Source organism: Duganella sp. P38, from assembly GCF_050859475.1.
Classification (GTDB): Bacteria; Pseudomonadota; Gammaproteobacteria; order Burkholderiales; family Burkholderiaceae_D; genus Rugamonas.
The window spans coordinates 2,455,461-2,476,028 of the sequence record NZ_CP193936.1; the positions used below are offsets into that span (position 1 = coordinate 2,455,461).

At 66.5% G+C, this 20,568-nt stretch carries 19 protein-coding genes and 1 pseudogene; 4 read left to right on the forward strand and 16 right to left on the reverse strand.

The window, feature by feature from the left end:
• Window positions 1-2: 2 nt before the first annotated feature.
• The gene (phoR, locus tag ACRQ5J_RS11360) at window positions 3-1,316 is read left to right on the forward strand and encodes a phosphate regulon sensor histidine kinase PhoR (RefSeq protein ID WP_432383362.1); all 1,314 of its coding nucleotides are present in this window, start codon (window positions 3-5) and stop codon (window positions 1,314-1,316) included.
• Here the strand turns inward: phoR and ACRQ5J_RS11365 are convergent.
• The 7 genes from ACRQ5J_RS11365 to ACRQ5J_RS11395 all read right to left on the reverse strand — a co-directional run bounded on the left by ACRQ5J_RS11365 (window position 1,313) and on the right by ACRQ5J_RS11395 (window position 6,538).
• On the reverse strand, window positions 1,313-1,711 hold the full coding sequence (locus tag ACRQ5J_RS11365) for a DUF3597 domain-containing protein (RefSeq protein ID WP_432383363.1): 399 nt from the start codon (window positions 1,709-1,711) through the stop codon (window positions 1,313-1,315). The genes phoR and ACRQ5J_RS11365 overlap by 4 nt on opposite strands.
• An 84-nt stretch (window positions 1,712-1,795) precedes the next feature.
• The gene (locus tag ACRQ5J_RS11370) at window positions 1,796-2,089 is read right to left on the reverse strand and encodes a hypothetical protein (RefSeq protein WP_432383364.1); all 294 of its coding nucleotides are present in this window, start codon (window positions 2,087-2,089) and stop codon (window positions 1,796-1,798) included.
• Window positions 2,090-2,166: 77 nt separating this feature from the next.
• Window positions 2,167-2,436 (reverse strand): acylphosphatase, encoded by a 270-nt coding sequence (locus ACRQ5J_RS11375; RefSeq protein ID WP_432383365.1) that lies wholly within the window; start codon window positions 2,434-2,436, stop codon window positions 2,167-2,169.
• Window positions 2,437-2,587: 151 nt separating this feature from the next.
• Window positions 2,588-2,953 carry a lysozyme inhibitor LprI family protein gene (locus ACRQ5J_RS11380; RefSeq protein WP_432383366.1) on the reverse strand — a complete coding sequence of 122 codons (366 nt, stop codon included), beginning with the start codon at window positions 2,951-2,953 and terminating at the stop codon, window positions 2,588-2,590.
• Window positions 2,950-4,833, reverse strand: coding sequence for an AI-2E family transporter (locus ACRQ5J_RS11385; RefSeq protein WP_432383367.1), 1,884 nt, complete (start codon window positions 4,831-4,833; stop codon window positions 2,950-2,952). Before ACRQ5J_RS11385 ends, ACRQ5J_RS11380 begins: the two co-directional genes overlap by 4 nt.
• Entirely contained in the window at window positions 4,826-5,698 is an 873-nt protein-coding gene (locus ACRQ5J_RS11390) for a CPBP family intramembrane glutamic endopeptidase (protein ID WP_432383368.1), read from the reverse strand. The genes ACRQ5J_RS11385 and ACRQ5J_RS11390 overlap by 8 nt, the downstream gene beginning before the upstream one ends.
• A gap of 42 nt (window positions 5,699-5,740) precedes the next feature.
• Window positions 5,741-6,538, reverse strand: coding sequence for a MipA/OmpV family protein (locus ACRQ5J_RS11395; RefSeq protein WP_432383369.1), 798 nt, complete (start codon window positions 6,536-6,538; stop codon window positions 5,741-5,743).
• A gap of 151 nt (window positions 6,539-6,689) precedes the next feature.
• Between ACRQ5J_RS11395 and ACRQ5J_RS11400 the strand changes: the two genes are divergently transcribed.
• Complete coding sequence (locus ACRQ5J_RS11400) at window positions 6,690-7,352, forward strand: glutathione S-transferase family protein (RefSeq protein WP_432383370.1); 663 nt, start codon at window positions 6,690-6,692, stop codon at window positions 7,350-7,352.
• Here ACRQ5J_RS11400 and ACRQ5J_RS11405 read toward each other — a convergent pair.
• On the reverse strand, window positions 7,349-7,840 hold the full coding sequence (locus tag ACRQ5J_RS11405) for a phasin family protein (protein WP_432383371.1): 492 nt from the start codon (window positions 7,838-7,840) through the stop codon (window positions 7,349-7,351). The two genes, ACRQ5J_RS11400 and ACRQ5J_RS11405, sit on opposite strands and share 4 nt — an antisense overlap.
• A gap of 133 nt (window positions 7,841-7,973) precedes the next feature.
• On the reverse strand, window positions 7,974-9,278 hold the full coding sequence (locus ACRQ5J_RS11410) for a M24 family metallopeptidase (protein ID WP_432383372.1): 1,305 nt from the start codon (window positions 9,276-9,278) through the stop codon (window positions 7,974-7,976).
• Window positions 9,279-9,297: 19 nt separating this feature from the next.
• Between ACRQ5J_RS11410 and ACRQ5J_RS11415 the strand changes: the two genes are divergently transcribed.
• Window positions 9,298-10,107 (forward strand): alpha/beta fold hydrolase, encoded by an 810-nt coding sequence (locus tag ACRQ5J_RS11415; RefSeq protein ID WP_432383373.1) that lies wholly within the window; start codon window positions 9,298-9,300, stop codon window positions 10,105-10,107.
• Between the two features lie 5 nt (window positions 10,108-10,112).
• On the opposite strand, the gene ACRQ5J_RS11420 is transcribed toward ACRQ5J_RS11415, so the two are convergent.
• From ACRQ5J_RS11420 to ACRQ5J_RS11450, 7 genes and pseudogenes are all read right to left on the reverse strand, one after another.
• A complete protein-coding gene (locus ACRQ5J_RS11420; RefSeq protein ID WP_432383635.1) occupies window positions 10,113-10,865 on the reverse strand; it encodes an MFS transporter in 753 nt (250 codons plus the stop codon).
• Window positions 10,866-10,880: 15 nt separating this feature from the next.
• Window positions 10,881-11,905 (reverse strand): annotated as a pseudogene (locus ACRQ5J_RS11425) (MFS transporter); the annotation flags it as partial.
• Window positions 11,906-11,916: 11 nt separating this feature from the next.
• Window positions 11,917-13,014 (reverse strand): N-acetylglucosamine-6-phosphate deacetylase, encoded by a 1,098-nt coding sequence (locus ACRQ5J_RS11430; RefSeq protein ID WP_432383374.1) that lies wholly within the window; start codon window positions 13,012-13,014, stop codon window positions 11,917-11,919.
• A 4-nt stretch (window positions 13,015-13,018) separates the two neighbouring features.
• Window positions 13,019-13,786 carry a DeoR family transcriptional regulator gene (locus ACRQ5J_RS11435; protein ID WP_432383375.1) on the reverse strand — a complete coding sequence of 256 codons (768 nt, stop codon included), beginning with the start codon at window positions 13,784-13,786 and terminating at the stop codon, window positions 13,019-13,021.
• A 32-nt stretch (window positions 13,787-13,818) separates the two neighbouring features.
• Window positions 13,819-15,162, reverse strand: a complete 1,344-nt coding sequence (locus ACRQ5J_RS11440; protein ID WP_432383376.1) for a D-tagatose-bisphosphate aldolase, class II, non-catalytic subunit — start codon at window positions 15,160-15,162, stop codon at window positions 13,819-13,821.
• Window positions 15,159-16,106 carry an ROK family protein gene (locus ACRQ5J_RS11445; protein ID WP_432383377.1) on the reverse strand — a complete coding sequence of 316 codons (948 nt, stop codon included), beginning with the start codon at window positions 16,104-16,106 and terminating at the stop codon, window positions 15,159-15,161. The genes ACRQ5J_RS11440 and ACRQ5J_RS11445 overlap by 4 nt, the downstream gene beginning before the upstream one ends.
• Window positions 16,093-17,229, reverse strand: a complete 1,137-nt coding sequence (locus tag ACRQ5J_RS11450; RefSeq protein WP_432383378.1) for an SIS domain-containing protein — start codon at window positions 17,227-17,229, stop codon at window positions 16,093-16,095. Before ACRQ5J_RS11450 ends, ACRQ5J_RS11445 begins: the two co-directional genes overlap by 14 nt.
• A gap of 289 nt (window positions 17,230-17,518) precedes the next feature.
• Here ACRQ5J_RS11450 and ACRQ5J_RS11455 point away from each other — a divergent pair, with 289 nt between their 5' ends.
• Complete coding sequence (locus ACRQ5J_RS11455; protein WP_432383379.1) at window positions 17,519-20,557, forward strand: TonB-dependent receptor plug domain-containing protein; 3,039 nt, start codon at window positions 17,519-17,521, stop codon at window positions 20,555-20,557.
• The last annotated feature ends 11 nt before the right edge of the window (window positions 20,558-20,568 follow it).

Consider the following 20,568-nt stretch of genomic DNA (forward strand, 5'->3'; position numbering starts at 1 on the left):
AAATGAATCCTAAACTGGTGTTCTGGGTGCCGGCGGCGCTGCGCACCGCGCTTATCCTGGCGGGCTGCGCCCTGGCGGGATGGATTGCCGGCTGGGTTACCGGCCTGGTGCTGGCGCTGCTGTGCATGATTGCGCTGGTGTTCACCCAGCTGTCCTACCTCTACCAGTTGAGCAACTGGATGGACGATCCGCAAAGCGCCAAGCTGCCGGACGGCTGGGGCGAATGGACCAATATCTTCTCGCGCCTGTACCGCATGCGCCGCGAGGACGAGAAGAACCAGACCGAACTGACCGAGTGGCTGGCGCGCTTCCGCCAGGCCATGCATTTGCTGCCGGACGGCGTCGCCATCATGGACGACGTGCTGTTCCTGGAGTGGTGCAACCCGGCGGCCGAGCAGCATCTGGGCCTGAGCAACGAGCGTGACAAGGGCATGCGCGTGACCAACCTGGTGCGCAACCCGGACTTCATGGATTACATCATCCTGGGCCGCTACGAGCAGCCGCTGACGATCAGCTTCCGCGAGCGCAAGCTGATCGTGCATATCATTCCGTTCGAGAACCGCCGCCAGATCCTGGTGACGCACGATGCGACCGAGACCGAGCGCATCGAGGAAATGCGCCGCGACTTCATCGCCAACGCCTCGCACGAGTTGCGCACGCCGTTGACAGTGATCGTCGGCTTCCTGGAAATCGCCGCGCAGGAAGGGCTGGACGCGGCCACGCGCGCCGCGCACCTGAAGCTGATGACCGAGCAGGGCCACCGCATGCAGCACCTGATCGAGGACATGCTGACGCTGTCGCGGCTGGAGTCGGTGGATTACCCGATGCGGCCCGAAGCGGTCGATGTCGGCAAGCTGATGGAGCAGGTGCAGCGCGACGCCAGGGCGCTGTCGGCCGGCAAGCACGAGGTGACGATGGCGGTCGAAGGGCCGAATGTGATGGGCTCCTACGAGGAATTGCACAGCGCCTTCGGCAACCTGGCCTCCAACGCGGTGCGCTACACGCCGGCCGGCGGCAAGATCCATCTGGTATGGAAGGAGTTCGAAGGCGGCGTCAAGTTTAAGGTGGAAGATACCGGCATCGGCATCAGCCCCGAGCATATTTCGCGGCTGACCGAGCGTTTCTACCGGGTCGACAAGAGCCGCTCGCGCGAGACGCAGGGGACGGGGCTGGGCCTGGCCATCGTCAAGCACGTGCTGCTGCGCCACGGCGGCACCTTGCAGATCAAATCGGAGGCGGGCAAGGGCAGCACCTTCATCGTCTGCCTGCCGAAAACCGCCATCGTGCAACAGCAGCCCGAGCTGGCGCTGAACTAGTCTTTCAGATCGGCGGGGACTTTGCCGCCGTTCTGGGCCAGCTTGGTCATCACCTGGCGGCGCAGCCAGACGTTCATCGACGCCGAGTTGCCGGTGTCGCCGGCATAGTGCAGCTCTTGCGCCAGTTCCTTGCGCGCTTGCAGGCTGCTGTCCAGATCCAGCAGTTTCAGCAGGTCGACAATGGAGGTGCGCCAGTTCAGCGGCTGACCGCTGTGCTGTGCTTTCTCATCGAGAATCTTTTCAACATCGACTTCGCTCAGTTGCACGGTGGCAGGCGCTTGCGGCGCCGGTGCGGAAGGCGGTGGCGGCGGAACGGTGGTGCCCTGCGGCGCTTGCGCTACCGCCGGGTGCGAAGATGGGAAAATCTTGTGGAAGATGTTGCTTAGCATGCCCATGGGCTTCTCCTGTGGATGGACGGAAGGAGAAGCTTACGGCCATGCCGCCGCGATTCCGTGCGCGGACTAACCCTGGCGCCGCGATCAGGCGCGCGCCAGCTCGTCGCTGAAGAACGCGGTGACTTTCTGCACCACGCCCGGCGCATGCTGTTCGGCGGTGGCGGCGATTTCCTCTACCTGGGCGGCGGTGATTTGCTCGGTTTGCTCAGGCGTGACGTGCGGACGTTTTTCCTCGCCGAAGTCGCCGATGCTGGCCGCCAGCGACAGCGCCATCTCGTGGCTGACATTGCTCAACAGGCGGTTGACGATATCTGCACGCTGCTCGGCATTGGCCAGCAGGAACAGTTGGCTGATGGTGTGATCGGTAGTGACGGACATGTTAGCTCCTTGTTGTGTATGGGAATAAGCTAACGGAGCCGGATGCGCCGGTCTGTTCGCGGCCTAACGCTGCGCCGCTACGCCGTCGGCAGGATGCGGAAGGCGTCGGCGATGCCAGCGGCTTCGCGCACCGTTACGCCGGCCACGCGCGCGGCCGGCGGCCCCTGGTGCGCCCAACGCACGATGGTGTCCAGCGCGGCGGTATCGCCATCCACTTGCGCCTCGACCGCGCCGTCGCGCCGGTTGCGCACCCAGCCGCGCAAGCCCAGCGCCACCGCCTGCCGCTCGAACGCGGCGCGATAGCCTACGCCTTGCACTACGCCGGTAATCATCAAATGCTTGGCCATGGGGAGGTCCTGACTATTTGTTTAACGGATCTTGCGTTGCACTCAGCGTCAGCATGGAGCGCACCTTGCCGCCACTGTTGGCAAAGAACTGCCCGTTGCGCCGCCGACGCCGCCATGGGAAGCGCCAGTGCCAGCAAGGCGAGCGGGGTGTTCATTGCTGTTCCGGCTGGTAGAAGTTTTGCAGGTGCCGCAAGCGCGTTTCCGTATGGCGGCTCATGCAGCCGGTGTAGATCACCGGCGACAGCGAGCCGCCTTGGTACTGTTGCGCCACCGCCTTGCAGTCCTGCTCGCGGTATTGGACCCAGAGCGCTTGCGCGTCGATCAGCGCCTGCCGGGTGGCGGCGTCCTGCAGCCGGGCGACGACGCCCTGGTAGTACTCGTTCAGCTTGCCTTCCGCGCGCTGCTGTTCCTGCGCGGCGCACTCGTTGAGTTCGGCCGTGGTGACGGCGTTGGCGCAATCGAGCGCGTGGGCGCCGCCGGCGGCGGCTAGCAGCAGCAGGGCAACCATGGCCTTCATAGGGTGCTACGTCCTTTCATGGTCAGTTGGCAGGCGTGGGTGACATCGTCATACGAACGCGACACATGGTCGGCGGTCGGGAACACGCACGTCTTCAAATCCGGATTTTCAAACGGGCTAGGCAGCAGCAGCGCGAACTGCTTGGCGTTCGGCACGCGTGCGCGGATCGCCTCCAGCATGGAAGTCATCTGCTCGCAATCGTTGAGCGGATCGACGCTGACCAGCACCACGATCGCCACCAGCTCCGGCGAGGCGCCCGGCGGCGGCTCCTGGTCCAGCTCGTCCAGGTTGCGGCTGCGCGCGTCGATTTTTTGTTCGCGCAGGATGCGCACCAGAATCTCGGTGGCCAGCTCGGCATATTGCGACCCGAGGCCGATGCTGAGCACCACGCTGCCGGCCGGTACATCGAACGAGCCTTGCCACTCGCCGGTGTCGGAAATGCGCCGTTCGCGCAACTGGCGGCCGATGCCGCCGGCGGCCAGCACGCTGCCGCGCTTGCGCTTTTTCCACCACTTCGGATTGCCGCTCAGCGCCTCGATCACGGCGATGATGGAGGAGGTGACTTTTTCCTCTTCCTCCGGCGTGATGGAGCGGTCCTTCAGGTCGAAGTGCGCCAGGTGCAGCGCCGGCAGCAGCACGCCGTCGCAATACTCGGCCAGCGATTTGTGCTGCATGTAGCGCTTGGCGCTGGTGATGATTTCATGCGCGTCGCCAGACAGCGCGCGCTGGTAGAAGTTCTGCGGCATGGTCAGCGCCGGCAGCTCGCCGAACATGATCTCCAGCACCTTCAGCGCGCGGATGTAGCGGCCGGCCACCACCAGGCACAGGGTCAGCGGCGTCGACAGCACCAGTCCGACCGGGCCCCAGATCCAGCTCCAGAAAATCGCCGCCACCACCACCGACAGCGGCGACAGCCCGGTGGTGTGGCCGTACAGCTTGGGTTCGATGGTTTGCGCAACGATGATCTCGACCGCCAGGAACAGGCCCAGCGTCATCAGCGCCATCGACCAGCCGGGATCGATGGCGGCCGCCAGCAGCGTGGCGCAGAACGCCGCCATCCACACGCCGACGTAGGGAATGAAGCGCAGCACCGCCGTCATCGTGCCCCACAGCAGCGCCTGGCTCAAGCCGATCAGCGTCAGGCCCAGCCACACCGACAGGCCGGTCGCAAGGTTCACCAGGAACTGCGAAATAAAGAAGCGCGACAGCCGCTCGCCGGCGTCGTTGACGGCGATGGTGGTGGCGCGCAGGTCGCCGCCGCCGGCCAGGCGGATAAAGCGGTCGCGCAGCGATTCATGTTCCAGCAACACGAAGATCAGCACCACGAACACGATGCCGGCCGTTTCCAGCGGCTGCCACACGGACGCGGCGATCTTGCCCAGTAACTGGAACGGCTTCAGCGCCGGCTCGTGGATCTCCACCAGCACCGGCGTTTTCAGGCTGCCGTCGCTTTGCAGCACCGGTTGCGCGCCGCCGCCGCTGTCCTGCGTGAAATGCTCGATCAGCTGGCCAGCCGGGCCGCCGAGGCTGCCCAGTGTGCCGCGCGTCAGCTCGTCGAGCTTCTCGACCTTTTCCGCGATGGTGTCCTGGTACTGCGGCAGGCTGGCGCCCATCGCGCCGACCTGCTGCACGATGACGGTGCCGATCGCCAGCAAGGTCACCGTGACCACCAGCACGCCGGTGCAGACCGACAATGTCTGCCCCAGCCCGACATGGCGCAGCGCCCGCACGAACGGCGCGATCAGGAAGCTGAGGATGAAGGCCAGCGTGATCGGAATCAGCACATCGCGGCCGAAGTAGAGCAGGGCAAGCACCGTGGCGGTGCCGACCAGGCCGGCGACGGCGCCGGGTAAGTTGCGGGAGGCGAGAGAGTCAGACACCGGATAACCTGGCAGGGTAAGTGAAAGCAATAAAATGCACGGCGTTCAATGCGATGTGCACCAGTATGGCCGCTTCGATCCGCCGCGTGCGCTGGTAGGCGCAGGCGTAGCCGAAGCCGGCGATGGTAGCGAGTATGCCATATAGCAAGCCGCCGCCCAGGTGCGCGGCGCCGAACAGCAGCGCGGAGACGATCACGGCCAGCCCGGCGCCCCAGCGCCAGCGCGCCAGCGCCGCCGCCAGCCTGTCCTGCAACAGGCCGCGGAAGAATGCTTCCTCGGCCACCACGGTGAACAGCAGGTTAACCGCGATAAAGACCGGCGCCTGCGGCGGCCACTTGAGGTCGACGCCCACCACGCCGGCCGCGACGGCAAAGCCCAGCGTGGCCAGCAGCGTCAGCGCCAGCACCGGCGCCGTGCGCCGCAGCACGGCCGCCAGTTCGGCCCAGGACGATACCCGGCGGCACAGCAGGGCCAGCAGGATCAAACCGACCGCGCCCTTGTCGAAATTGGCGTACAGGCTGAACGGCGCAGCGCCTGCCGACAGCAGCACGCGGTCGATCAGCAGCGGGTTATGGAAGCCCGGCAGCTTGTGCATGGCCAGTGCCAGCGCCAGCACGCCGGCCAGCAGGCCGCACACCAGCCGCTGCCAGGCGCGCGGGGCGGCGGCGCAGCCCCAGGCCAGCGTCGCCAGCAGCGCCAGCGCGGCGATGGCGGCAGGCGCCAGCACGCCGCCCGCCAGGCCCCATGCCAGCGCCATCAGCAATAACAGCGGCCACACCGGCAGCGGGCGCGGCCCGGTCGGAAGCGGCCGCAACCAGACCGCGCCGATCGCCAGCGCCAGGAAGAGGAAAGCGGAAAGTACCATTGATTTAACGATGAGTTTTCAGCAATGATACCGCATGGCTGCTCAGAACTTGTAGACCAGCGCCGTCATCAGCACCGGCATGGCCTTGCGCTGGGTCAGCGGACTGTCGGCGGCGTCGCCGGTCAGCACGGTGACGCCGGCGGCGCTGCGCACGATCCAGTTGCGGTCGACAACGTGGGTCCAGCTGACGCCGGCCGCGACGTTGGCCAGGCCGGCGCCCGGCGCATACGCGCGGTAGCGGTAGCCGGTATTGGCGGCCTGCGTGGCGGTGACGCCGAAATAGGTCTGCATGCGTTTGCGGTCGGCGTATTCGGCCGACGCGCTGAAGCTGAACTGGTCGCTGGCGCTGCTGTAGATCGGCGTTTCCATGCCCAGCGTGTAGGTGCTGCCGTATTCGCGGTGGCCGAGGTTTTGCCGCGTGCTCAGGTTGAGGCCGACGCTGCCAAGCTGGTAGCCGACGCTCAGCACAGCCTGCGTCGAGCCGTTGATGCGCCCCATGCCTTTCAGCGCGTCCGAACCGGAGAAATAGTTTTCCTTGTGATCCTCGCGGCCGGCGTCGTAGCCCAGCGCGGCGCTGACGCGGAAGTCGCCGAGCGCCGTCTGGTAGCCGAGGCCGCGACGCGTGCTGAGGAACACGCCGTTGCTGTAGGTCTTTTCCAGGAAGGGCAGCGGCAGCACGCGGCTCTTGTCGGCGCCGGCGTATTCCGGCACATAGGCCAGGCCGACGCCGGCCAGCATGGTGTCGCCTTGCGCGGCTGCTGCGGGCGCGGCTTCTTCAGCCAGGACCTTGCCGCTGAAGGCGCACAGGGAGAGGAGGGTCAGGGTGATGGCATGGCGCATGATGGTGGTTCCCTTTCAGTGGTCCGCCGGCGCGGAGGGCCGGCGATGAACGGGCGCGAGTTTCCCAACAAATAAGGTCCGCCGCTATCGCCGCCGCTGAAGTATCATTTGACGAAATCTTTGGTATCGTTATTCGCCCCCTGGAGCTGTCATGTCCCTGACCCTGTACTACCATCCGCTGGCCTCGTTCTGCCACAAGGTGCTGATTGCGCTGTACGAGAACGGCGCCGCGTTCGACAAGCGCATCATCAATATTGGCGACGATGGCGACCGCGCCGAGCTGGAGGCGATCTGGCCGCTGTGCAAATTCCCCGTGCTGCGCGATAACCAACACCACCGCGACGTGCCGGAAACTTCGATCATTATTGAATACCTGGACCGCCACCATCCGGGCGCGGCGCCGCTGATACCGGCCGACTGGGAGGCGGCGCTGGACGTGCGCCTGTGGGACCGCTTCTTCGACAATTATGTGCAAGGGCCGGTGCAAACCATCGTCAACGCCCATCTGACCGGTTTGAGCTGCGACCAGACCAAGGAGCGCACCAAGCTCAAGACTGCCTACAAGATGATCGAAAAGCGCATGGCTACGCGCGCCTGGCTGTGCGGCGAGGCCTTCAGCATGGCCGACTGCGCGGCGGCGCCGGCGCTGTTCTACGCCGTCACGCTGTTGCCGTTCCCGGAGGAATACCATCACCTGCAAAGCTATTTCGAACGGCTGGTGACCCGGCCTTCGGTCCAGCAGGTGCTGGACGAGGCCCGGCCGTACTTCCCGATGTATCCGTTCTTCAACGATATACCGCAGCGCTTCCTTTAATTCTTGTTGCCTTCGCTGGCGCTCTGCACCGAGGCCGCTTGCGGGAAGGCCTGGTTTTGCGCGGCGACGTTGGCGAAGCGGGTGGCCTCGTCGGCAAAGTGCTTGCCGGCTGCCTTGCGGCCGGCGTCGGCCAGCTCGGTGGCGGTGCGCGCCGTCTGCGGCACGTGTTCCTGCGCCACTTTATTGATTTCCGTCTGGAACTCGGTCGCCACCTGAGCCAGCTGCTGATGATAGCCCTGCAGCTTTTGCAGCAGCGCGCCGGCCTGCTGTGGCGCGTTTTCCGGCTTGCGCTCGGACAGCGGCGTCAGCAGGTTGTGGCGCAGCGCTGCGGTCGAGTCCTCCAGCCATTCGCGGCTGAACTGCACGTTCAGCTCGGACAAGCGCTGCAGCGATTGCAGTACCGCCTGGGTCAGGTCGGTGTAATAGTCGATGCGGGCTTCCGCATGGTTTCGGGCTGCCGGGGACAGCGTTTCCACAAACGAGTTCATTAGCGTGCTCCTGTTGGGGTAGGGGCCAAAAAGGAAGAGGGGACGAGCGTTTTGGCCTGACGTTCGCCCCGCTATCATCGCAAATGTCGCGGCTTTGTGACACTCCCGATCTTGGCGGAACTATTTGTTTTCCCTACTCAATAGTAATCGCGGGCCGTGGCAGGAGAAGCAGCTGCTTCTGCCGGCCGGCGATGTAGCGCACGCCACTTTCATCGAAATAGGCATCCTCTTCCAGCATGATGCGCACCGGCTCGCGCCAGCCCGGAATGTCGCTGGCGGCGTTCAGCTCGATCGAATAGGCGGTGCGCGGCCGCAGCACGTCGTCGCCGCTGCCCGGCACGCCGCCCTGGGCGTCCCACATGCCGATGGCCGGGCCGGCCGCGTGGCCGTGGTAGCCGATCGGATGGGTGTAGATGGTCGGGCGGATGCCCTCGGCCCTGGCCTGCGCCAGCGCCGCCGCCAGCACCGCGTTGCCGCTGCGGCCGGGCTGGAACTGGGCGGTGAGGATGTCCTGCAAGCGGTTGGCGCGGGCGAAGGCCTGCTGCAAGGCGGCCGGCGCCGCCGTCTCGCCGGGCTTGAGCACGTAGGCGTGCTGCTGGATGTCGGTGTTCAGGCGCAGATAGCTGATGCCGATATCGACGTGCAGCAGGTCGCCGGGCGTGATGACGTCCGGATTGGCGCGCTGCTTGTCCTCGCGCTGGATTTCCACGGTCGGGTGGAACCAGGTGTCGTAACCGAGGTCGCGGATTTTCTGGCGGAACCACCACACCACGTCCTCGGTGGTGGTGATGCCGGGCGTGATGACGCGCCCGGAAAAGCCTTCCGCGATGATCTGGTGGGTGGCGTTGACCAGTTGCGGATAGATCTGCATCTCGCGCGCGGTGCGCGTTTCCAGCCAGCGTATCGCCAGCGGCTCGGCCGACACCACGCGGCTTCGCATCGCCGCCGGCAGCGCCGCCAGCAGCTCGGTGTAGTCGGTGTGGTCGATGCCGTCGGCGTGGCCGAAGTGGGGCGAGATATTCAGGCCGATGCGGTTTGGCTTGCGGGTGCTGACGATGTCCGCCAGCGCGTCCCACTGCCTGGGGAACTTGCGCATATCCCACGCCGCCGTGATGGCCTTGCCGACGTTGTAGCGGGCCACGGCCAGGCGCTCCACCTTGCCGCTGGCGGCGTCGCGGTGGAACACCAGTATCGTGCGGCGGCGGGCGTTGAGCCACTCCGCCGGCAGCATGGTCTTGATGACCGGGTCTTCGTTGTATTCGCGCGAGACCACGATCCACATGTCGATGCCGGTCTGGCGCATGGCCTCGGGCAGCACGGTGTCGAAACGTTCGGCCAGCAGCTGGTTGACGACCGTTGCCTGGTCGCGCACCGGCAGCACCTGGGCCTGGGCGGCTGTGCCCAGCATCAGCCAGAGGGCAAGGAGGAATTTTTTCATCCTCCGATTATAATGACCGTTGCACTGGCAAAGGAGAATTCATGGCAGCACCCTCGGTTTTTATCTGCACGGCGGTCCCGGTCTTGGTCCGGTATTTGAGCGCAACCGTTATCCGGATGCGACGCACGTACACTGGTGGCAGCAGCCGCTGGCCAAGCCTTGCGCCGAGCGTCCCTACCTGGACCTGCTGGAGGCGACGCTGGCCGAATTCCGCCGCGTGGCCGCCGAAGCCGGCCAGCCGCTAACGGTGATGGCCAGCTCCTTCGGCGGCCATCTGGCGGTGCACCTGGCGCGCCAGGCGCCGGAGCTGATCAGGAATATCGTGCTGCTGGCGCCGACCTTCGATCCCGAGCAGGCGGCGTTGCGCCTGGCGCGCCGCGCCTTCCGCGTGCACACCGACCACCAGCACGCCGGCAAGCTGGCGACCGCGCTGGCGATGTACGAGGATGATCCGGGCCGTCCGCGCTTCTGGGATGTTTTCGGCGCGCTGTCGCTGCTGCCGGATGTGACGGAACTGTATTTCGGCCCGAACGGCGCCGCCGAAGCGGCGCGCTCGTTCGCGGCGCTGATCCAGCAGCCGGGCGCCTTCGACGGCCCGACCTCGGTGGCGACCTCGGATGACTTTTCGGCGCTCGACCACACGCCGTCGCGCAGCCCTTACGCCGGCCCGGTGTCGGTGCTGTTCGGCGCCTACGATCCGATGATCGACGCCGAAAAAGACCGCGCCGTGTGGGAAGCGATCTTCCCGCAGGCGGCCTTCTTCAAGGTGGAGACGGGGCACTTCCCGCTGCTGGAACTGACGCTGGAGGAGTGCCTGTCGCCGGCTTGATACGCTTAACGGCGGGCGAAATGCGCCTCGATTTCTTCCAGCGTCTTGCCCTTGGTTTCGGGCAGCAGGAAGGCGGCGGCCAGGAAGTACAGCAGCGTGGCGCCGGCCCACCAGAAGAACATGGTGGCGTAGCCATGCTGGCCGACGGTCGGCAGGAAGGTGGCGGCGATCATGGTCGACACGAACTGGTTGATCAGCAGCGCGATGCTCATGCCGTTGGAGCGGATGCGGGTCGGCATCAGTTCCGACAGCGCCAGCCACACGCACACGCCGGGACCGACGGCGAAACCGGCGACGAACAGGCACATGGCCAGCGCCACCTTCCAGCCGTGCGCGGTGGAGGGCACGTCCGCCACGTCGGCGCGCTCGATATGCAGCGCGGCGGTCATGCCTTGCGCCGGATCGGGGAAGGGATTCAGGTGCAGCTTGCGGAAAAAGACGCCGATCACGCTGTCCGGCTGCACGGTGTCCTCGCGGCTCATGCGCAGCACCGGCAGCGCAGCGTCGTCGCTGCGGCGCGTCTGCACGTTGGTGAACGGGCCGTAGGAGTAGGCCACCGTCAGCTGCACCGGCTTGCCGTCCGTGCCGACGCCGACGCCGAACGATTGCAGCGTGGCGGCGTCCAGTTGCAGCGACAGGCTGTCGGCCTGGATGCGCGCCTGTAGCGCCGGACGCACATCGTGCTGCCCCGCCTCGGCGCCGCGGAACAGCAGGCCCGCCGCCACCAGCGCGGTGACGATGCCGGCCGTGCCCAGCATCAGCAGGAACTTGCGGCCCTTGCGGTCGACCAGCACCACGGCCACGATGGTCATCAGCGCGTTCAGCACCTTCAGCACCACGTCGCCGGCGTTGGCGGTGGGGCCGGGCAGGCCGGCCTGGTTCAGAATGTTCACGATATAAGCCAGCACCGAGTTGATGCCGGTGGCCTGGTTCAGCGCCAGGATCAGGCAGGCCAGCAGGAACGGCAGCACGTAGCGGCGGCTCAGCAGCGGATCGGCGGCCGGCGCGTCGCCATGGCCGGGCCTAGCGCTGGCGCTGGCCGGCGCCAGCGCCTGGCGGATCTCGCGCAGTTCGGCTTCCGCTTCATCGGCGGGGCGGGTGCGCAGCAGGGCGGCGCGCGCGGCGTCCATGCGGCCGCGCTGCGCCAGCCAGCGCGGCGACTCGGCCAGCAGCAGGCAGCCCGCGGTGAAGACGATGCCCGGCGTCAGGCACCACCAGAAGATGCTGCGCCAGGCGTGATCCTTGGCCGCGAACACCGCGGCCGCGCGTTGCGCCTCGCCCAGCTGCTGCGCGGCGGCGGTAGCCGATTCCACCGAATGGGCCTGGAATAAGCCGATCAGCGCCGCCGCCACCAGGCCGACGGTCAGCAGCAGCTGGAACAGCGCCGCGCCGCGCCCACGCTGGCGCGCGTGCAGGCACTCGGCCAGATACAGCGGTACGATCACGCCGATCAGCCCCCGCTGACGCCTTGCAGCAGGCGGCCCAGCAGCAGCGGCACATAGCCGTCCGACAGCGCGATCAGCGGGATGCTGAGGGTGAACAGCACGCCGGACAGCATCATCGCCCAGCGCCGGCCGATCCAGTCGGCCAGCGCGCCGGCGAACAGCGACGACAGCACAGACCCCAGCAGCACCGCCGCCACGATAAAACTCAGTTGCTGCGCACTCAGACGCCACGCCACGGACGCTGTGGATTCCAGATACGGCAGGGCGCCGGCGATGATGCCGACGTCGATTCCGTACAGCAGGCCGCCCAGCCCTGCAATAAACATCATATATCCCATGGCGCGTGCTTGCATCGAGTCTCCGTCTAGTTGGTCGTCAGATCGATGGCTTCACCTTCAACGAAGACGGCCACCGGTTTTAATGCTGCGTCGAGTACCACGATATCGGCCCAGGCGCCCGGCGCCAGGCGGCCGCGCCCGGTCTCGCCGAGGTAGTCGGCGGGATACAGCGACAGGCGGTTGGAGGCGTCGGCCAGGTCCAGCCCGAGGTCGACGAAATTGCGCAAGGCCTGGTCCATGGTCAGCACGCTGCCGGCCAGCGAGCCGGTGGCCAGCCGCACGCAGCCCATGCACTTGTAGACGCGCTGGCTGCCGAGCCCATATTCGCCGTCCGGCATGCCGGTGGCGGAGGTGGCGTCGGTCACGCCGTACAGGCGCGGAATCGCGCGCAGGGCGGCGCGGATCGCGCCCGGCTCGACGTGCTGCAGGTCGGGGATGATCTCCGCGTACTGCGCATGCGCCAGCGCGGCGCCGACGATGCCGGGCTTGTAGTGATTCAGCCCGGTCATGCCGTTGTACAGGTGGGTGAAACCGGCGGCGCCGGCGTTGAGCGCGGCCACGCCGTCTTCATACGTGCCGTTGCTATGGCCGATCTGGACCCGGATGCCGAGTGCATTCAGCTGCGGGATCAGCGCCAGGTGGCCATCGACTTCGGTGGCCAGCGTGATCGCCCGCACCGGCGCCAGCGCGTGATATTCGCGTACCAGGTCGATGCTGCCGGTAACCACCGCGTCGGCCGGCTGGGCGCCGAGGCGGTGGATGCTGAGGAAAGGCCCTTCCAGGTGCACGCCCAGCATGCGCGCACCGCCGCTGGGGCGCTCGGCGATGACCGGCGCCAGCCCGCGCAGCGCGCGGCGGATCGAATTGTCGGTGGCGGTCATGGTGGTGCCCAGCATGGCGGTGGTGCCGTGCCCGGCGTGCGCGCGCGCCACGGTGGCGCCGGCGTCGCCGCCCTGCATGATGTCCATGCCGGCCGCGCCGTGCACGTGCAGGTCGATGAAGCCGGGCAGGATGGTCAGTGCGGTGTCGGCGCCGCGCTCTTCCCGGACCTGGCGGATGCGCTGGTCGAAATCGATGCTGCCGTTGATCCAGCCGTTCGGGGTGAGGATGCGTCCACTCAGCACGGCGTCACTCCGCGATCAGCAGTTCGATGCCGGCGTTCAGCAGGCCGTCGCGGTACTCCGGGCTGATGCCGGCGTCGGTGATCACCGTGTCCACGCGGTCCAGCTGGACGATGCGGTGCAGGCTGACGCGGCCGAACTTGGAAGCGTCGGCCAGCACGATGATCTTCTTGGCGCGCTCCACCATCTTGTGATTCAGGCTGGCCTCGGCCTCGTGGTGGGTGGTGACGCCGAACTGCAGGTCGAAGCCGTCGACGCCGAGGAACAGCTTGTCGAAGCTGTAGGCCTGCAGGCAGGCCTCGGCCTGCGTGCCCTGGATCGACAGCGACTGCTTGCGCAGCAGGCCGCCGGTGAGGATCAGGTCCACGCCGGGCGCCTCGGCCAGCTCCCAGGCGATATTCAGGCCGTTGGTCATCACCGTCACGTTCTGCGCCTTGCGCAGATGGCGCGCCAGCGAAATGGTGGTGGTGCCGGAATCGATGATGATGTTGTCGCCCGGTTGCACCAGCCGCGCGGCGTAGGCGCCGATGCGCGCCTTCTGTTCATGGTTGATGGCGTCTTTCTGCGGCACCGTATGCTCGGTCGGCGGCGTGCGCGCCAGGGTGGCGCCGCCGTGGCTGCGCGTGGCCAGCCCCTGGGATTCGAGCGCGCCCAGGTCGGTGCGGATGGTCACCGCGGAGACGCCCAGTTGCTCCACCAGCTGGTTGACCTGCACCGAACCGTGTTGGGTGAGCGCCTGCAAAATGGCGGCGCGGCGTTGACTGGTATGTCGCATTGTTGTGCTGTTAATCTGTCAAAAATACCAGCTTAACAGATCGCGGCCGCGCTGCCAGCAGCTGCGCTGTCGTCGGCCGCCGCGTTGCGGTTGCAGGCGCGCGCGTATTGCGCCAGCAGGCGGCCGATTTTGTGCTCCAGCAGGGCGTTGGCGCTGGCCGGCAGCTGGCCTTGCAGCACTTCCAGATACTGCTCCGGCAGGTGCTGGCTTAACAGCGACAGCGGGATCTCCACGCCTTCCAGATTGGCGAACAGCTGCTGCGCCGCCGCCATCACCGGCGCCTCGCCCCAGTAGTAGCGGCAACGGTCGCTCAGTCCATAGCGGCGCAGCAGGCGCTGTTCGGCGCTGCTGCCGGGGTAGTGCCTGGCCCAGTGGCTGGGCTGCGCCAGCATGGCCTCGTCCAGCACCTGCATCAGGCGCGAGGTCTGGCCGCAAGGGACCAGCTCCGTCTCGATGTGGCACAGCGCCGCCAGGCCTTCGCGCAGCGCGAAGGTGGCCGCCGGGCCGACCTTGAGGATGGCGAAGTGGTCGCGCACCATCTGGTGCAGCGCCGATTCGCGCTGGTAGTCGGTGGAGTGGGCCTCGAACACGATGCCGGGCTGGCCGGCGACGAACGCCGACAGCTCGGCCGCCTGCGCGGCGTCGTAGTGCTGGATGCGGCTATGGTCGAAGTCCACGCCCGGCTGCACCACCATGGCGATCACGCGGCGCCAGGCGGCGTGCAGGTCGCACGCCATAAAGGCCTGGCGGTGCACGTCCAGCGTGCGCCGCGCTGCTTCCGGCGCGGTGACGGCGCCGGCCTGCGCCAGGCTGGCTTCGCCGCCAGGAACCGGCACTTCGGTGCCGATCACGTACACCGGCGGCGGCAGGCCGGCATCGGCGGCGGCGCGCTCGGCGACGACGCACAGGCGCGCCGAGCGCTCGGCGATCAGTTCATCGCTCAGGTATTGCGGGTCGCCGGCGCAGCGCATCGAGCAATCGAGGTGGATTTTATGGAAGCCGGCGGCGGCGTAGGCGGCGATCAGCGTTTCGGCGTTCCGCATGGCGCTGGCGGCGTCCAGCGACTGCCAGGCGTTCGGGCCGAGATGGTCGCCGCCCAGCACCAGCCGTTCCAGCGGAAAGCCTTGCTGGCGCGCGAGATCGTGCACGTAATCGCGGAACCGCAGCGGCGTCATGCCGGTGTAGCCGCCGAACTGGTCGACCTGGTTCGATGTCGCCTCCACCAGCAGCACCGTGCCGTAAGCCGTGGCGACGCGCATGGCGGCGCGCAGCACGCTCGGATGGCTGCAGCATACGCTGTACAAGCCGGTGGCCTCGCCACGGCGGTGGGCGGCGATGATCTGCTGGACGGGAGACAGGGAATCGTTGGTCATCATAAGCTATCGTTCAGTTGTTGTCGGGCGAGCAGGGCGGCGCCGCGCGCGCCGCCGGCGTCGCCGAAGGCCGGCGGCAGCACCGGCGGCGTGCGCACGCCGGGGAACAGGTGGCGGCCGATGGCGGCCGGCAGTTTTTCGTACAGGTGCGCCAGTTGCGACAGGCCGCCGCCCAGCACAATCGCATGCGGATCGAGCGCCAGCACCAGGCTGGCCAGCGCGTGGCCCAACAGGTCGAGGTGCACATCGAGCGTGTGCCGCGCCGGTTCGTAACCTGCTTGCGCGCGGGCGACGATGGCCAGCGGCGTTTCATCCTTGCCGCTGAAGTGCAAGTGCATCCGGCGCATGCCGGGGCCGGAGACGTAACGTTCCAGGCAGCCGCGCCGCCCGCATGGGCAGTCATAAACGGGCAGGCCGTGCGGCGCCAGTTGCGCGGCCGCCAGCGGCCAGTGGCCCCATTCGCCGGCCACGCCGTTCAAGCCGCGCATCAGGCGGCCGTCGATGCAGAAGCCGCCGCCGGCGCCGGTGCCGAGGATGGCGCCGAACATGGTCGCCATGCCGTCGGCCGCGCCGCCCTGCGCCTCGGACAGCGCGAAGCACTGGCAGTCGTTGCCGATCGCAAGCGGGCGCTGTAAAACGCCGCGCAGCGCATCGGCCACCATGCGGCCATTCAGCGCCGGCACATTGGAACTCAACTGGCGCCCGGTGGCGCTGTCGATCACGCCCGGCAGGCCGACGCCCACCGCCGCGCGCATGCCGAGGGCGGCGTCGGCGCGCCCGATCAGCGCCTGCATGGCGGCCGTGAATTCGGCGAAGTCGGTGCCCGGCGTGGCGATGCGCTCGCGGTGCACTTCGCGCAGGCGGTCGCCTTCCTCGGCAAAGGCCACCAGTTCGATCTTGGTGCCGCCGATGTCGATGCCGTGGAAGCCGCGCTTAAAGTTCGTCATGGCGGTAGATGGTGACGCCTTGAACCACGCGGTTCACGATGCCGCCGGTGAAAGGATTGTCGGGACGCAGTTGCAGCAGCGCCGACTGCTGCAGCGCATACTGCTGCGCCATCAGCAGCCACAGTGGCGCGAGCCAGGCATCGGGCCAGGCCGGCGTGTCGATGCCGAAGTCGCCGCCGGCGCCGATGGTCAGCACCGCCTTTGCCACCTGGTCGCGCCGCAGCTCGTTCAGCAGGTCGTCCTCATAACGGCGCGCCAGCGGATCGGCGCTGCGGAACAACAGCACCAGCGTTTCAGGCGTCACCGCCGCTTTCGGGCCGTGGCGGAAACCGAGGGCGCTGTTTGCCATCGTCATCACACTGCCGGCGGTCAGCTCCATGATCTTCAGCGCGGCCTCCTTCGCCAGCGCTTCCAGCGGACCGCTGCCCAGGTAAATTACACGCGCCACGCGCTGCGCCGCCAGCCGCGCCACCGGGGCCGACCACTGCCCGGCGGCCTGCTCGCCCAGCGCCGCCAGCGTTGCCAGGCGATCCGGCTGGAAGTCCGGGTCCAGCGCGCTCAGCGCCGCCAGCAGCATGCAGGTGAAGCTGCTGGTCATGGCGAAGCCGCGGTCGCAACCGGCCGCCGGCATCAGCAGGTTGAGCGTGTTGGTATCGCCGGCGCTTTGGCGCGCCAGCGCGCCTTCCGCGTTGCAGGTGATGTTGAGGAAGCGCGCGTTCGGCACCAGGTCGCGCACCAGCTGCACGGCTGCGGTGCTTTCCGGGCTGTTGCCGCTGCGGGCGAAGGACACCAGCAGCGTCGGCGCGCCGGCTTCCAGGTACAGGGCAGGGTGGGTCAGCAGGCTGGTGGTCGAGATGGCGCGCACCTGGCATGGCCAGGCGGCGTTGATCTCGTCCGCGACGATCTCGCCCACGTAAGCCGAGCTGCCGGCGCCGGTCAGGATCACCCGCGTTTTCGGATCGCGCAGGCTGGCGCCGAGGAAGGCGGCGATCTGGCTTTGCTGCGCGCTCAATTGCGTCGCCAGTGCGCGCCACAGGGCCGGCTGGTGGGCGATTTCTTCCGCGGTATCCAAACCGCCGATGTCTCGCCAGTCATTGCTGGTGCGCTCGAATAAGGTAGTCATCGAAAGGATTTTCTGTTGAAGGTTAGGGAAAGAGTAAGTCTTAATTTTCGAAATGTCAAATACGAAAGCAAAAAGAAAGTTATTCCCTGCAACAACTTTATTCTTCTGTCGCTGTTTTGCGACGAAATCGAAAGTTGAGACTGCTTTTACGGGTTTAATCGAAAGATGTTGGTGATAAATTTTCGATTTGTTCTTTCTTTTTGTTGACCTTGATTATTTTTATTTCTAGAGTGAGTGCAGAGTCTTTCGAAAGTAAAACCAAAACACGACAACCGAGGGAGAGTTCAGCATGCACCACAGCCGTTTTAAACCACGCAACAGCGCTATCCGCCAGGCGACGGCGATTCTGATCGGCCTGGCCATGGCCGCTGCGGGCAATCAGGCGTTGGCCCAGTCTAACGCCACCACCACCATTTACGGCGAGGTGGCGTCGCCCGCCGGCGCCACGGTGGTGCTGGAGAACCTCGACACCGGCGCCCAGCGTAGCTTGACGCCCGATGCGTCGGGCCGCTATGTCGCCAATTCCATGCCGCCGGGCCGCTACGCGCTGCGCGTGCTGCGCGGCGGCGCGGTACAGGACAGCCGCGAGATTGAAGCGGTGGTCGGCAGCGGCGCGGAAGTCAACTTCGGCGCCAGGGAGGCGGAAGGGCAGACGGTGGTGGTGCGCGGAGCACGCACCATCATCGACGTATCCAACACCAACAACGGCGTGGTGTTTACCGCCAAGGAGCTGAAAGCGCTGCCGGTGGCGAACGATGTGGCGGCGGTGGTGCAGCTGACGCCGGGCGTGGCGCGCGGCACCAACAGCCAGTATGGCAATGCGCCGTCGATCGGCGGTTCGGGCCAGTCGGAGAACGCCTTCTATGTCAACGGCTTCCCGGTGACGAATATATTGACGCAGGTGGGCGCCTCCGAACTGCCGTTCGGCGCGATCTCCAACTTGCAGGTGCTGTCGGGCGGCTATGGTTCCGAGTTCGGGCGCTCCACCGGCGGCGTGGTGAACATCACCACCAAGAGCGGCGGCAACCAGTTCCACTTCGGCGGCAAGCTGTCGACGCTGCCGGGCGGCCTGAAAGGCGCGCCGAAAAATACGTATTACCCGAACACCGGCGCCAATCCGGCTACCGACGGCAAGCTGCTGTACTGGAATGAGGACAATACCAGCACCAGCAAAGTCGCGGGCCTTTACGGCAGCGGCCCGATTATCAGGAACAAGCTGTTTGCCTTCGTCGCGCTGGAACGCACCCGCACCGATGCCGAAGGTATCGGCGCCACCAGCGACGCTTCGGCCGCCGCGCTGAAAACCGGCTGGAGCACCAGCGAGTCCACCGTGGATCGCGGCACGCTCAAGCTGGACTTCAACCTGACCGAGGACCATCACCTCGAATACACCAAGCTGTATGACCGCACCCGCGTCGATAGCCGCGCCTATGGCTTCAATTACGAGAACAAAACGCATAACGACGTTGCCGGCAACGCCGGCGAGAGCACCACCAACTGCTGCGGCGCCTCCTCCGCGCCGGGCGCCAACATCGATATCTTCAAGTACACCGGCTACATCACCGACAACCTGACGGTGACCGCGCTGTATGGCAAGTCGCGCACCCGCCATGAGCGCATACCGGCCGGCTACAACCCGGCGCTGCCGCAGATCTCCACCGGCACCACGGTGCAGGTGCCCGGCCTGGCCTACGCGACGCCGCAGACCGTGACCGGCAACCTGGTGGACCCGGCCTCGCGCGACGACCAGAAAGGCAAGCGCCTGGATATCGAATACCGCATCGGCGACCACGCGCTGCGCGGCGGTATCGACCGCATCGACGTCGACTCCATGGTGGGCTTCTCGCTGGCCGGCGGCTACCGCTGGACGTATCGCAAGGCGGCCGATCCGACGCGCGCCATCAACGGCGCCTTCGAGACGCCCGCGCAGGGCGGCGGTTATGGCGCGCAGGGCTACTACGTCAGCCGCGACGTGTATTCCAACCTGGCCAATCCAACCAGCGAGCAGTCGGCGCAATATATCCAGGACCACTGGCAGATCACGCCGCGCGTCCTGCTGGACCTGGGATTGCGCCGCGAGCAGTTCACCAACTACACCAGCACCGGCGACGCCTTCATCTCGCAACGCAATATGCTGGCGCCGCGCCTGGGCGCGACCTGGGATTACCACGGCGACGGTTCGCTCAAGTTGTTCGCCAACGCCGGCCGCTATCACTTGCCGGTGCCATCCAACCTGTCCAGCAACATGGCCGCGCCGTTCACCTCGACCAGTGAATTGTTCACCTACACCGGCGTCGATCCAGTGACTGGCGCGCCGACCGGCTTGCACCAGATCGGCAAGCCGTATTCGGCCAACAATGCCTATGGCCAGAGCCGCAGCGCGCGCGAGGTCACCGCCATCGGCCTGAAGCCGCTGTCGCAGGATGAGCTGTCGATGGGCTTCGAGAAGGCGCTCAACAAACAGATCGTGGTCGGCGCCAGCCTGCTGTATCGGCGCCTGAACGATACCAACGACGACACCTGCGACCAGCGTCCGATCGATGCCTGGGCGGCGCGCAACCAGGTGGACGCCAGCAATTGGGGCGGTTTCCAGTGCGCGATCATCAATCCAGGCCGCGACAACGCGCTGTGGATCGACTTCGCCGATGGCAAGGGCCTGCGCCGCGTCGACATCTCGGCGGCGGAATGGGGCACGCCGAAACCGGAACGCACCTACAAGGCGCTGAACTTCTTCGTCGAACACCCGTTCAGCAACGGCTGGTACGGCAAGGTGACTTACACGCTGTCCGCGCTGAAAGGCAATATGGAAGGGCAGACCGACACCATCGGCGGCGGCGACGTCGGCCTGACCGTCAGCGACGACCACAAGGAACTGATGTACAACGCCTACGGCTACCTGCCGGGCGACCGTCGCCACTCGATCAAGGCCTATGGCTTCTACCAGGTGACGCCTGAATGGAGCGTCGGCGGCAATCTGAATGTGACGTCCGGCGCGCCGCGCAACTGCATCGGCGAACTGCCAGCCGACCTGAAATGGGATCACGACTACGGCCCCGCATACTTCTACTGCAATGGCGTCGCCACGCCGCGCGGCAGCCAGGGACGCCTGCCATGGCAGGCGCAGCTGGACCTGAACCTGGCCTACCAGCCGCGCTTTGCCAAGGGTTTAAGCCTGAAGGTGGACGTGTTCAATGTGTTCGACCGCCAGACCGTCCAGCGTTACAACGAAACGCGTGAGGACGGCGGCGCCATCGCCAAGAACTATCTGCAAGTGGCCAGCCGCACCGCGCCGCGCTCCGTGCGCCTGACCGCCGAATATGAATTCTAAGAGGAGGGGAT

Excerpts from the sequence above, each read along its gene's own strand:
- ACRQ5J_RS11435 (WP_432383375.1), bottom strand. The coding sequence starts at position 13,786 with ATGCGACATACCAGTCAACGCCGCGCCGCCATTTTGCAGGCGCTCACC.
- ACRQ5J_RS11445 (WP_432383377.1), bottom strand. The coding sequence starts at position 16,106 with ATGACGAACTTTAAGCGCGGCTTCCACGGCATCGACATCGGCGGCACC.
- ACRQ5J_RS11390 (WP_432383368.1), bottom strand. The coding sequence starts at position 5,698 with ATGGTACTTTCCGCTTTCCTCTTCCTGGCGCTGGCGATCGGCGCGGTC.
- ACRQ5J_RS11420 (WP_432383635.1), bottom strand. The coding sequence starts at position 10,865 with ATGCTGGGCACGGCCGGCATCGTCACCGCGCTGGTGGCGGCGGGCCTG.
- ACRQ5J_RS11375 (WP_432383365.1), bottom strand. The coding sequence starts at position 2,436 with ATGGCCAAGCATTTGATGATTACCGGCGTAGTGCAAGGCGTAGGCTAT.
- ACRQ5J_RS11450 (WP_432383378.1), bottom strand. The coding sequence starts at position 17,229 with ATGACTACCTTATTCGAGCGCACCAGCAATGACTGGCGAGACATCGGC.
- ACRQ5J_RS11410 (WP_432383372.1), bottom strand. The coding sequence starts at position 9,278 with ATGAAAAAATTCCTCCTTGCCCTCTGGCTGATGCTGGGCACAGCCGCC.
- ACRQ5J_RS11405 (WP_432383371.1), bottom strand. The coding sequence starts at position 7,840 with ATGAACTCGTTTGTGGAAACGCTGTCCCCGGCAGCCCGAAACCATGCG.
- phoR (WP_432383362.1), top strand. The coding sequence starts at position 3 with ATGAATCCTAAACTGGTGTTCTGGGTGCCGGCGGCGCTGCGCACCGCG.
- ACRQ5J_RS11365 (WP_432383363.1), bottom strand. The coding sequence starts at position 1,711 with ATGGGCATGCTAAGCAACATCTTCCACAAGATTTTCCCATCTTCGCAC.
- ACRQ5J_RS11380 (WP_432383366.1), bottom strand. The coding sequence starts at position 2,953 with ATGAAGGCCATGGTTGCCCTGCTGCTGCTAGCCGCCGCCGGCGGCGCC.
- ACRQ5J_RS11440 (WP_432383376.1), bottom strand. The coding sequence starts at position 15,162 with ATGATGACCAACGATTCCCTGTCTCCCGTCCAGCAGATCATCGCCGCC.
- ACRQ5J_RS11400 (WP_432383370.1), top strand. The coding sequence starts at position 6,690 with ATGTCCCTGACCCTGTACTACCATCCGCTGGCCTCGTTCTGCCACAAG.
- ACRQ5J_RS11395 (WP_432383369.1), bottom strand. The coding sequence starts at position 6,538 with ATGCGCCATGCCATCACCCTGACCCTCCTCTCCCTGTGCGCCTTCAGC.
- ACRQ5J_RS11455 (WP_432383379.1), top strand. The coding sequence starts at position 17,519 with ATGCACCACAGCCGTTTTAAACCACGCAACAGCGCTATCCGCCAGGCG.
- ACRQ5J_RS11370 (WP_432383364.1), bottom strand. The coding sequence starts at position 2,089 with ATGTCCGTCACTACCGATCACACCATCAGCCAACTGTTCCTGCTGGCC.